Annotated in this window: 14 protein-coding genes and 1 riboswitch; of the genes, 12 read left to right on the forward strand and 2 right to left on the reverse strand. The window is 71.6% G+C overall.

Annotation, left to right across the window (positions count from 1 at the left end; all coding sequences use genetic code 11):
- Positions 1-54 precede the first annotated feature (54 nt).
- From ACXYMW_RS11980 to metK, 10 genes are all read left to right on the forward strand, one after another.
- Complete coding sequence (locus ACXYMW_RS11980) at positions 55-633, forward strand: LabA-like NYN domain-containing protein (RefSeq protein WP_459035559.1); 579 nt, start codon at positions 55-57, stop codon at positions 631-633.
- A gap of 14 nt (positions 634-647) precedes the next feature.
- A complete protein-coding gene (locus ACXYMW_RS11985; RefSeq protein ID WP_459035560.1) occupies positions 648-1,076 on the forward strand; it encodes a YqaA family protein in 429 nt (142 codons plus the stop codon).
- Between the two features lie 89 nt (positions 1,077-1,165).
- Positions 1,166-2,116, forward strand: coding sequence for a 4-hydroxy-3-methylbut-2-enyl diphosphate reductase (gene ispH, locus ACXYMW_RS11990; protein WP_459035561.1), 951 nt, complete (start codon positions 1,166-1,168; stop codon positions 2,114-2,116).
- 19 nt (positions 2,117-2,135) lie between these two features.
- The gene (locus ACXYMW_RS11995; RefSeq protein ID WP_459035562.1) at positions 2,136-2,588 is read left to right on the forward strand and encodes a DUF3429 domain-containing protein; all 453 of its coding nucleotides are present in this window, start codon (positions 2,136-2,138) and stop codon (positions 2,586-2,588) included.
- A gap of 58 nt (positions 2,589-2,646) precedes the next feature.
- Entirely contained in the window at positions 2,647-3,114 is a 468-nt protein-coding gene (gene rnhA, locus ACXYMW_RS12000; protein WP_459035563.1) for a ribonuclease HI, read from the forward strand.
- Between the two features lie 145 nt (positions 3,115-3,259).
- The gene (locus ACXYMW_RS12005) at positions 3,260-4,255 is read left to right on the forward strand and encodes a PhoH family protein (protein ID WP_459035564.1); all 996 of its coding nucleotides are present in this window, start codon (positions 3,260-3,262) and stop codon (positions 4,253-4,255) included.
- Between the two features lie 27 nt (positions 4,256-4,282).
- On the forward strand, positions 4,283-4,858 hold the full coding sequence (gene ybeY, locus ACXYMW_RS12010) for an rRNA maturation RNase YbeY (RefSeq protein ID WP_459035565.1): 576 nt from the start codon (positions 4,283-4,285) through the stop codon (positions 4,856-4,858).
- On the forward strand, positions 4,851-5,786 hold the full coding sequence (locus ACXYMW_RS12015; RefSeq protein WP_459035566.1) for a hemolysin family protein: 936 nt from the start codon (positions 4,851-4,853) through the stop codon (positions 5,784-5,786). The genes ybeY and ACXYMW_RS12015 overlap by 8 nt, the downstream gene beginning before the upstream one ends.
- Positions 5,779-7,272 (forward strand): apolipoprotein N-acyltransferase, encoded by a 1,494-nt coding sequence (lnt, locus tag ACXYMW_RS12020; RefSeq protein ID WP_459035567.1) that lies wholly within the window; start codon positions 5,779-5,781, stop codon positions 7,270-7,272. Before ACXYMW_RS12015 ends, lnt begins: the two co-directional genes overlap by 8 nt.
- Before the next feature lie 39 nt (positions 7,273-7,311).
- Positions 7,312-7,359: riboswitch (SAM-SAH riboswitch) on the forward strand.
- An 8-nt stretch (positions 7,360-7,367) separates the two neighbouring features.
- Positions 7,368-8,546, forward strand: a complete 1,179-nt coding sequence (gene metK / locus ACXYMW_RS12025) for a methionine adenosyltransferase (RefSeq protein ID WP_459035568.1) — start codon at positions 7,368-7,370, stop codon at positions 8,544-8,546.
- A gap of 22 nt (positions 8,547-8,568) precedes the next feature.
- Here metK and ACXYMW_RS12030 read toward each other — a convergent pair whose 3' ends face one another.
- Positions 8,569-9,300, reverse strand: a complete 732-nt coding sequence (locus tag ACXYMW_RS12030) for an NUDIX hydrolase (protein WP_459035569.1) — start codon at positions 9,298-9,300, stop codon at positions 8,569-8,571.
- Between the two features lie 51 nt (positions 9,301-9,351).
- Positions 9,352-9,738, reverse strand: coding sequence for a DUF983 domain-containing protein (locus ACXYMW_RS12035; RefSeq protein ID WP_459035570.1), 387 nt, complete (start codon positions 9,736-9,738; stop codon positions 9,352-9,354).
- Positions 9,739-10,083: 345 nt separating this feature from the next.
- Here ACXYMW_RS12035 and ACXYMW_RS12040 point away from each other — a divergent pair, with 345 nt between their 5' ends.
- Positions 10,084-10,563 carry an EF-hand domain-containing protein gene (locus tag ACXYMW_RS12040; protein WP_459035571.1) on the forward strand — a complete coding sequence of 160 codons (480 nt, stop codon included), beginning with the start codon at positions 10,084-10,086 and terminating at the stop codon, positions 10,561-10,563.
- A 90-nt stretch (positions 10,564-10,653) separates the two neighbouring features.
- On the forward strand, positions 10,654-11,229 hold the full coding sequence (locus ACXYMW_RS12045) for an RNA polymerase sigma factor (RefSeq protein ID WP_459035572.1): 576 nt from the start codon (positions 10,654-10,656) through the stop codon (positions 11,227-11,229).
- Positions 11,230-11,347 lie beyond the last annotated feature (118 nt).

Here is an 11,347-nt window from a genome sequence, read left to right on the forward strand (position 1 = left end):
TTATTACACACTCTCTCGGATCGCGACGCCCCTGATTCACCGAAAGGATTTTTAATGTTCTACAAAGACGAACGGCTGGCGCTGTTCATCGATGGTTCGAACCTGTACGCGGCCGCGAAGGCCCTCGGGTTCGACATCGATTACAAGCTACTGCGCCAGGAATTCGTGCGACGCGGAAAGATGCTTAGGGCGTTCTACTACACGGCGCTCCTCGAGAACGATGACTACTCCCCGATCCGGCCGCTGGTCGACTGGCTGCACTACAACGGCTTCACCATGGTGACGAAGCCCGCGAAGGAATATACCGACAGCCAGGGACGACGTAAGGTCAAGGGCAACATGGATATCGAACTGACGGTCGATGCCATGGAACTCGCCCCCCGGGTCGATCACATTGTGTTGTTCTCTGGTGACGGCGATTTCCGCCCCCTCGTGGAAAGTCTTCAGCGTCAGGGCGTGCGCGTTTCGGTGGTCTCGACCATCCGCAGCCAGCCGCCGATGATCGCTGACGAACTGCGTCGGCAGGCCGACAACTTCATCGAGCTCGACGAGCTCCGCGAAGTGATCGGACGGCCGCCCCGCGAGCAGCAGAATTCCGAACGCAACGCCAACGTGGAAGTCGCCAACGGCTGATCCGGACCAAGGGGATGTGGTCCGATCTGGTCGCCTTGGGCGGACTGTTTCTCGCGGCCTTCGGGGCCGCGACCGTTTTGCCGTTCCAGTCCGAGCTGGTCTTCGTCGCGGTGCAGGCGCAGAACGCCCTGCACCCCGTCCTTCTCGTGGCGGTGGCGAGCCTCGGCAACGTCCTGGGCGCGGTGGTGAACTACGTCCTCGGGCGCGGGCTGGAACGGTTCCGGCACCGGCGCTGGTTTCCCGCCAGCGCCCGTCAGCTCGACCGGGCGCAGCACTGGTACGGCCGCTGGGGCGTCTGGACCCTGCTGCTGAGCTGGGCGCCCCTGGGCGACGCCTTCACCGTCATCGCCGGTGTCATGCGCACGCCGCTCTGGCTCTTCGTGGCGCTGGTGACGCTGGCCAAGACCGGCCGTTACGCGCTGCTGGCCTGGGCGGTGGCCTAAAGCGGCGGCGCCCCCGGCGGCGCGGCGCCGCCCCGGGGCTGGACCCGGCCGGCGGGAATGCCTACCTGTGGCCGCGACTGGAGGTGCCCATGACCCGACCGCCGCTGACCCTCTACCTTGCCGCGCCGCGCGGCTTCTGCGCCGGTGTCGACCGGGCCATCAAGATCGTCGAGATGGCGCTCGAGAAATGGGGCGCGCCGGTCTATGTCCGCCACGAGATCGTGCACAACCGCTACGTCGTCGACGGGCTGCGCGCCAAGGGCGCGGTCTTCGTCGAGGAACTCGAGGAATGCCCGCCGGACCGGCCGGTGATCTTCTCCGCCCACGGCGTGCCGAAATCCGTTCCCGAAGCCGCGCAGGCGCGCGACATGGTCTATGTCGACGCCACCTGCCCGCTGGTCTCCAAGGTCCATATCGAGGCCGCCCGGCACCACGAGAACGGCCTCCAGATGATCATGATCGGCCATGCCGGCCACCCCGAGACGGTGGGCACGATGGGCCAGCTCCCCGAGGGCGAGGTGCTGCTGGTCGAGACCCCCGAGGACGTCGCCCGGGTCGCGGTCCGCGACCCCGAGCGGCTGGCCTTCGTGACCCAGACCACGCTGTCGCTCGACGACACGGCCGAGATCGTGGCGGCGCTGAAGGCGCGCTTCCCGGCCATCGTCGGGCCGCACAAGGAAGACATCTGCTACGCCACCACCAACCGCCAGGAGGCGGTCAAGGCGATGGCGCCCGATTGCGACGCGCTGCTGGTGGTGGGCGCGCCCAATTCCTCCAATTCCAAGCGTCTGGTCGAGGTCGCGGCGCGCGCCGGCTGTCCCTATGCCCAGCTGGTCCAGCGCGCCACCGACATCGACTGGCGGGCGCTCGAGGGCATCCGCACGATCGGGGTGACCGCCGGCGCCTCGGCGCCCGAGATCCTCATCGACGAAGTCGTCGATGCGTTCCGCGACCGCTACGAGGTGCGGGTGGAGAAGGTCACCACCGCCGAGGAGAACGTCGAGTTCAAGGTGCCGCGCGTGCTGCGCATGCCGGCCTGACCGGGCGGAGGCGATCGGCATGACCCGCATCCCCCGCGCCCCGCTGGCGCTTGCCTGGGCCGGCGCCCTGCCCTTCGCCTGGGGCGCCGCGACGCTTTTGCTGCCGGGGCTCGCCGATTGGGGCGCCCGGACGCTGGGGCCGCGCTTCGTCGGGCCCTACGTGCAGCTCTATTACGGCGCCATCATCCTGGCCTTCATGTCCGGCGTGCTCTGGGGCTTTGCCAGCCGCGCAGAGGGGGCGCGCGCCGCCACCGGCTACGCGCTCTCGGTGCTGCCGGCGCTCTGGGCCTTCTTCATGACCGGCGGCGGGCCCTACAGCGCGGCGCTCAACCTGATCACCGGCTATTTCGGGCTGCTGGCCCTCGACGCGGCGTTCTGGCGCTGGGGCCTCGCCCCGGCCTGGTGGCTGCGCCTGCGCGTGTCGCTGACCTTCTTCGTGGCGGCCTGCCTCGCCGCCGACCTGCTGCGATGAGCGCCGCCGCGCCGGCCGGGGCCTTGACGCCGGGCGCCCGGCCCGCCACACGCCGGCCATGACCGAACTCATCGCCTTCACCGACGGAGCCTGCTCCGGCAATCCCGGCCCCGGCGGCTGGGGCGTCCTGCTGCGCGCCATGGACGGCGACACCGTCGTCAAGGAACGCGAACTCCAGGGCGGCGAGGCGGCCACCACCAACAACCGCATGGAGCTCCTAGCCGCGATCACGGCGCTGGAATCGCTGGCCCGCCCCTCCTCGATCACCGTGGTGACCGATTCCGCCTACGTGAAGAACGGCGTCACCGCCTGGATCCATTCCTGGAAGAAGAACGGCTGGAAGACCGCCGCCAAGAAGCCGGTCAAGAACGCCGAGCTGTGGCGCCGCCTCGACGAGGCGCAGAAGCGCCACGAGGTGCGCTGGCAATGGATCAAGGGCCATGCCGGCCATCCCGAGAACGAGCGCGCCGACGCCCTGGCCCGGGCCGGCATGGCGCCCTTCAAGCCGGGCCGCGCCGCCGGGTGAGCCGCGCGCCGTCCCACCCCTGCGCCCGCGGCGGCGGCACATGGCCGGCGACGCCCCGCCCGGCCCCGGATCCGGGCATGCGACCGCTTGCCTCCCGGCCCCGGGATTGCCACTCTGCACCGGCACCCCTTGCGCGGAGACATGCGTGACCACAGGCACCCTGAGCGAAGCCGTTCTCGAATTTCCCGACAACCGGCTGCTGATCGAGCTCTGCGGCGAGTTCGACCGCAACCTCGCCGATATCGAAGCGCGTCTCGGAGTGCAGATCCTGCGCCGCGGCAACGTGCTGGCGATCCATGGCGAGCCCGAGCCGCTGCGCGAGGCCGGCGAGGTGCTGCGCGCCCTCTATGCCCGGCTCGAACAGGGCCGCTCGGTGGGCCGCGGCGACATCGACCGCGAATTCCGCATGGCCCCCGACGACGAGGACGGCGACCAGCTCGACATGTTCGGCCAGGGCGGCCGGATCGAGATCAAGACCCGCAAAAAGCTGGTCGAGCCGCGCACCGAGGCGCAGAAATCCTATGTCCGCTCGCTCTACGAGAACGAGCTGGCCTTCGGCATCGGCCCCGCCGGCACCGGCAAGACCTACCTTGCCGTGGCGGTCGGCGTGAACCTCTTCATCCAGGGCCAGGTCGACAAGATCATCCTGTCGCGCCCGGCGGTCGAGGCCGGCGAGCGGTTGGGCTTCCTGCCCGGCGACATGAAGGAGAAGATCGATCCCTACATGCAGCCGCTCTACGACGCGCTGAACGACTTTCTGCCCGGCAAGCAGCTGGCGCGGATGATGGAGGAGAAGACCGTCGAGATCGCGCCCCTGGCCTTCATGCGCGGCCGCACCCTGTCGAACGCCTTCGTGGTGCTCGACGAGGCGCAGAACGCCACCTCGATGCAGATGAAGATGTTCCTGACCCGCCTCGGCGAGGGCTCGCGCATGGTGATCACCGGCGACCGCAGCCAGGTCGACCTGCCGCGCGGCGTGACCTCGGGCCTGCACGATGCCGAGCGCATCCTGAAGGCGGTGGAGCGCATCGGCTTCACCTATTTCACCGCCAAGGACGTGGTGCGCCACCCGTTGGTGGCGGCGATCATCGACGCCTATGACCGCGACGCGGGAACCCGCGCGCCCGGCGCCCGCGCCTGACATGACGCCCCTTGGCGGGTCGCGGCGATGCTGACCGAAACCATCCTCGAGGATGCCCGCTGGCAGGCCGCGGATCTCGCCGCCCTGGCGGAGCGCGCCGCCGGCGCCGCGCTGGTGCATCTGGGCCTCGCGCCCGGGCGCTACGAGATCGCGGTGCTGGCCTGCGACGATGCCCGCATCGCCACGCTGAACGGCGAGTTCCGCGGCAAGCCTTCGCCCACCAACGTGCTGAGCTGGCCGGCCTGGGACCTCGCCGCCGAGGCCCCCGGGGCCCGGCCCGAGCCGCCGCCCGACGAGGATCCCGACTGCCCGGGCGAGCCGCTGGGCCTGGGCGACATGGCGCTGGCCTGGGAGACCTGCGCGCGCGAGGCGGCGGAGAGCGGAAAACCGCTGGCCGACCACCTGACCCATTTGGTGGTGCATGGAACCCTGCACCTTCTGGGCTACGATCATGTCGAGGACCGGGATGCCGCATTGATGGAGGCACTTGAGTGCGCCATACTTGAAGAACTCGGCATCCCGAACCCATATGAGAGGGACTTGACGGGCGAAGGCCCGGCCGATCCGAGACAGAGACCGCCTGAGACAGGACACGATGGGTGACAGCGACGACTCGTCTAATGCGGCGCAAAGCGCGCAATGGATGAACCAGGACAGCGACGAGGGCGGCTTCTTCCGCCGCTTTCTCGGCGCTTTCGGAACCACCGGCGAAGACGATGACGGCGAGGAGGACGGCGCACGCGACGCCGACCGCGCCCCGGCCTCGGTCGGGCTCGCCAATCTGCGCCACATGCGGGTCGACGACGTGTCGGTTCCCAAGGCCGACATCGTCGCGGTGCCTGACAGCATCGGCCGCGACGAGCTGGTGCAGGTCTTCCGCGACAGCGGCCTGACCCGCCTGCCGGTCTATTCCGGCACGCTCGACACGCCGGTCGGCATGGTGCACCTGAAGGATTTCGCGCTGAGCCACGGCTTCAACGGGCACGAGCCCGATTTCGACCTGACGCCGCTGCTGCGGCCGCTGCTCTTCGTGCCGCCCTCGATGCCCATCGGGGTGCTGCTGACCAAGATGCAGACCGAGCGCCGCCACATGGCGCTGGTGATCGACGAATATGGCGGCGTCGACGGGCTGGTGACCATCGAGGACCTGATCGAGCAGGTGATCGGTGAGATCGAGGACGAGCACGACATCGACGAGGCCAAAAACTTCACCCTCGAGAAGACCGGCTGCTACCTGGCGCTGGCGAAGACCCCGCTGGAGGAGTTCCAGGCCGCGATCGGCATGGACCTGACCGAAGGCGAGGACATCGATCCCGAGGAGATCGACACGCTGGGCGGGCTGGTCTTCATGCTCGCGGGCCACGTGCCGGCCCGCGGCGAGGTCGTGCCGCACCCGGCGGGGCTGGAATTCGAGGTCGTCGACGCCGATCCGCGCCGCGTCAAGCGGCTGCGGGTGCGCCCGCCCGGGGCGCCGGGCAGCGCCAGCGCCGCGACCCTGCGGGTGGCGCGCTCCGAGGCGGGGCATGGCTGACACGGCCTTCGCCGGCCGCGCCGTGCGGCCGGTTCTGCGGATCGCGGCCCCGCTGGCGGCGGGCCTCGCCTTCGCGCTGGGCCAGGCGCCCTTCGACCTCTGGCCGCTGGCCCTCGCCGGGCTCGTCGCGGCCGTCTGGCTGATCCCGCGCAGCGCCACGCCGCGCGCCGCCTTCGCGGCGGCCTGGCTTTTCGGGCTGGGCTATTTCGGCCTGTCGATGGCCTGGATCGTCGAGCCCTTCCTGATCGACGCCGCGGTGACCGGCTGGATGGCGCCCTTCGCCCTGGCCGGGCTTTCCGGCGGGCTGGCGCTGCTCTGGGGCCTGCCGGCCTGGGCGACGCTCCGGCTCGGCCGCCCGGTGGCGCTGGTGCCGCTCTGGGCGCTGGCCGAGCTCGCCCGGGCCTACCTGCTGACCGGCTTTCCCTGGGGCCTGGCGGGCTATGTCTGGACGCCGACCCCGGCCGCGCAATGGGCCTCTGTGATCGGCCCGCACGGCCTGACCCTTGCCACCTTCGCCCTGGCCGCGCTGGCCGCCGCCATCCCCGACCGCGGGGCGCGCCCCGCCGCGGCGGCGCTGGCGCTGTTCGCGCTGCTCTGGGGCGGCGGGCTGGCGCTTCGGCCGGCCCCCTTCGACCCCGAGGGGCGCCCGGTGGTGCGGCTGGTCCAGCCCAACGCGCCGCAGGACGAGAAATGGCGGCGCGAGAACGCCGCCACGTTCTTCTGGCGCCAGATCGACGCCACCGCCGCGGCGCCCCGGCCCGACCTCGTGGTCTGGCCGGAAACCGCGGTGCCGATGCTCCTGCACAACGCCGAGGAGGCGCTCGCGGTCATCGACGAGGCCGCCGCCGGCACCCCCGTGGTGCTCGGCATCCAGCGCGAGGAAGAAGGGCGCTGGTACAATTCGGCGCTGCTTCTCGCCCCCGGCGCGGAGATCGCGGCGCTCTACGACAAGCACCACCTGGTGCCGTTCGGGGAATACATGCCGGCCGCCTGGCTGTTCCGGCAGATCAACGTCTCGGGCCTCGCGGCGCGCGCTGCCGGCGGCTACAGCCCCGGCCCCGGCCCCCGGCTCCTCGATCTCGGGCCGCTCGGCACGGCGCTGCCGCTGATCTGCTACGAGGCGGTGTTCCCGCAGGATGTCGGCGGCGCCCCGTCGCGCCCGGCGCTGCTGCTGCAGCTCACCAACGACGCCTGGTTCGGCACCTGGTCCGGCCCCTACCAGCACCTCGCCCAGGCCAGGATGCGCGCCATCGAGCAGGGCCTGCCGCTGCTGCGCGCCGCCAATACCGGCGTCTCGGCGGTGATCGACGGCGCCGGGCGCGTCACCGGGGCGCTGGAGCTGGGTCAGCACGGCCATCTCGACCGGGCGCTGCCGCCGCCGCTGCCGCCCACGCTTTACAGCCGCAGCGGCGACTGGCCGGCGCTCGTGATCATCATTGCCGCGTTTGCGATGACGCTGCTCCGGCGCCGCGCAGTTAGACATTGACGCGGCTGGGGGCTGAGCCTACGCCTTGAGCACACAAACTGCCCGTCACAACGGCTTCCTGGCGTGACGGGGACACCTAATGGAGCACTTCCCCAATGTCGCGACAGAACTATTACTTCACCTCGGAATCCGTTTCCGAGGGGCACCCGGATAAGGTCTGCGACCGCATTTCCGATGCCGTACTCGACGCCCTCCTGGCCGAGGATCCGCTGGCCCGCGTGGCCTGCGAAACCTTCGCGACGACCAACCGCGTGGTGATCGGCGGCGAAATCGGCCTGACCGATCAGGACAAGCTGACCGAATATATGGGCCGCATCCCCGAGATCGCGCGCGCCTGCATCCGGGACATCGGCTACGAGCAGGACAAGTTCCACCACGCCACCTGCGAGATCACCAACCTGCTGCACGAGCAGTCGGCGCATATCGCCCAGGGCGTGACCGGCGAGCGCGGCGACGAGGGCGCCGGCGACCAGGGCATCATGTTCGGCTACGCCACCAACGAGACCGACGCCCTGATGCCGGCGCCGATCCAGTTCGCGCACCAGATCCTGCTGAAGCTCTCGGAGGCGCGCAAGTCGGGCCGCGAGCCGAGCCTGCGCCCCGACGCCAAGACCCAGGTGACGCTGCGCTACGAGAACGGCAAGCCGGTGGGCGTCACCCAGATCGTGCTGTCGACCCAGCACGCCGACGAAAGCCAGTCCTCCGACGACATCCGCGAGATCGTCGAGCCCTATATCCGCGAGGTGCTGCCGGCCGACTGGATCAACGGCAAGACAGAATGGTGGGTCAACCCGACGGGCGTCTTCGTGATCGGCGGCCCGGACGGCGATGCCGGCCTCACCGGGCGCAAGATCATCGTCGACACCTATGGCGGCGCGGCCCCGCATGGCGGCGGCGCCTTCTCCGGCAAGGACCCCTCCAAGGTCGACCGCTCGGCGGCCTACGCGGCGCGCTACCTGGCCAAGAACGTGGTGGCCGCCGGCCTCGCCGAGCGCTGCACGATCCAGCTCTCCTATGCCATCGGCGTCGCCAAGCCGCTGTCGATCTACTGCGACACCCACGGCACCGGCGAGGTCGAGGCCGCGGCGATCGAGGCGGCGATCCCCAAGGTCATGGACCTGACGCCGCGCGGCATCCGCACCACGCTCGACCTCAACCGCCCGATCTACCAGCGCACCGCGGCCTACGGCCATTTCGGCCGCGCCCCGGAATCCGACGGCGGCTTCTCCTGGGAGCGCACCGACCTCGCCGAGGCGCTGAAGAAAGAGGTCTGACGACCCGCGTGCGGGCGGCGGCTCAGCCGCCCGCCGCCATCGGCCGGCCGCGCAGGCGCAGAAACAGGCTCTGCTCGTCGTCGTTGCGGAAGAACGGCACCGATTCGGGCGGCGCGGGATCGGCCGCGCGCGCCGCCACCTCGGCCAGCACGACCTCGGTGATGAAGGGCAGGTCGTGGTGGCGGATCTCGTCCAGCGGCACCCATTGCAGATGCGCCAGCTCGTCCGACGCGGCGGAGAAATCGTCCGGGTCCGAGGCCAGCGCCGCGGCATCGACCAGCAGGAACCGCGCGTCGAAGCGGCGCGGCCGCCCCGGCGGGGTGATCGCCCGGAACACGAATTGCAGCGCCGCCGCCGAGGGCACGTGCCCGGTCGCCGCGAAATCCCGCCAATCCGCCGGCACCGCGCCCGGCCAGGCGCCCGGTTCGCCCAGCACCTGCCCGGTCTCCTCGAAGAGCTCGCGGATCGCCGCCGCGGCGATGGCGTGGACGATGCCCTCGGGCGCGTCCTCGGCGATGCGCGCGGCGCAGAGCGCCGGCATCGGCGCCGCCAGCGGCACGCCGGCATCGCCGGCATCGACCGCGCCCCCGGGAAACACCACCTTGTTGGGCATGAAGGCGGCGGCGGCGCCGCGCTGCCCCATCAGCACCCGCGGCCGTGTGTCGCGGTCGCGCAGCACGATCACCGTGGCGGCGTGGCGCACCCGCTGCTTGTCCTCGCCGGCCGCTGCCGCGGCCTTCGCCCCCTCGCCCATCGTTCCGCTCCCGCTCTCTGCCCTCGGGTCCCGCGCCCGCCCCTCCGGGCGTCAGCCGTGGCCGAAGCCGTGCATGCCGCGCGCCCACTGAAAGGCGACGATGGCGCCCTTCAACCGCGGCAGAAGGTAGAGGGTCAGCGCCATGCAGCCAAGCGCGAAGACGGTGAACAGGGTCAGCGGCGCCGGGCGCCAGATCTCGAAGGCCAGCAGCAGCAGCGGCGCCATCAGGTGCCCGACGATCAGGATCGTCAGATAGGCCGGGCCGTCATCGGCGCGGTGATGATGCAGCGCTTCCCGGCAGACTGGGCAGGTGTCGCGCACCTTGAGATAGCCCGCGAGCATCGGCCCGGTGCCGCAATTGGGACAGCGCCGACGCCAGCCGTGGCGCAGGGCCGGCCAGAACTCGCGGTCCTCCGGCGGAACGTGCTCTTCGGTCATCGGAATACATCCTTTCGTCTGCGCTCCCAGAGATGGCGCCGGGCGCTTCCGGCGAAAAGGTGACAGCCTGTCCTTGCGGCGGGATGTCGCAAAGCGTCGTCGCGGCGGCACGGCGCGACACCGCGCCGCGCTTCGTGGCGCTCCGTGGCGCTCCGTGGCGCGACACCGCGCCTCCTGAGTGGTGCCACGTCGCGTGGTGCTGCGTGCGGCCCGGCGCCGGACCTCACGGCCTCGTGATCGGGCCGGCCGACGGAAGTCCCGCCCCGCGCCGTGTCATCGGGTACAGATCGGGCGGCGGCCGCGCCCGGTCTGATCCGATCGACCCCCACCCAAGGATACGGTTTCATGACCCTCAAGACCTTCAGCACCGGCGCCGTGGCGCTCGCCCTCGTGCTCGCCGCCATGGGCGCGCAGGCGCATGACGGCCGCGGCGGCGACGCCCGGCACGGACCGCGCGGCGGACCCGCGATGAGCCTCGAACGGCTCGATGCCAACGGCGACGGCACGGTGAGCGCCGAGGAATTCGCCGACCCGGCGGCCGCGCGCTTTGCCGCCGCCGATGCCGACGGCGACGGCGAGCTCACCGCCGCGGAGATGGCGGCGGCGGCCGAGACCCGGCGGGAGGCGCGCCGCGCCGCCCGCATCGCCCGCCATATCGAGCGGCTCGACAGCGACGGCAACGGCACGCTCAGCCTCGCCGAGATCCAGGCGCCGCGCGACCGCGGCGCGCTGTTCGAGCGGCTGGACAGCGACGGCGACGGCGCGCTCAGCGCCGAGGAGCTGCGCGGCGCCCGCGCCCCGCGCCCCGAGGCCGCACCGCAATGACCCCCGGCGGGGCCGGCGCCCGGCGCGCCCGGCCCCGCCGCCGCCCCCCTCCCGGCGCCGAGACGGAATGCAGTGCCACGCGACAGCCCGATGACCGAGCCCGCCGACGAGGATCTGCTGGCCGCCTACGCCGCCGGCGACCCGCAGGCAGCGCGCCGCCTGGTGGCGCGGCTGGCGCCGCGGGTCTACGCCCATGCCGCGCGGCTGCTGGGCGACCGCGCCGAGGCCGAGGACGTCACCCAGGAGGCGCTGCTGCGGCTCTGGCGGCTGGCGCCGGACTGGCGCCGCGGCGAGGCGAGGGTGTCGACCTGGCTCTACCGGGTGACCGCCAATCTCTGCATCGACCGGCAGCGGCGGCGGCGGCGCCACGGCGCGGGGCTCGAAGCGGCGCCCGAGATCGCCGATCCCGGGCTCTCGGCGGAGGCCCGGATCGGGCGCGCCGACCGCGCCGCGGCGCTCGAGGCGGCGCTGGCGGAGCTGCCGCCGCGGCAGCGCCAGGCGGTGGTGCTGCGCCATATCGACGGTCTCGGCAATGCCGAGATCGCCCGGATCATGGACATCGGCCCGCGCGCCGTGGAGAGTCTGACGGCCCGCGGCAAGAGGATGCTGGAGACGCTGCTGCTCGGGCGGCGCGAGGAGTTGGGACATGACGACGACGGATCGTGAGCGCCGCGACGCCGCGGATCTCGAGGCGTTCTTCGCCGCGGCCCGCGCCGCCCCGCCGGCGCCGACGCCGGACTTCCAGGCCCGGCTGCTGGCCGAGGCCGAGGCCCTGCAGCCGCGG

It is taken from the genome of Roseivivax sp. CAU 1761 (assembly GCF_054482755.1).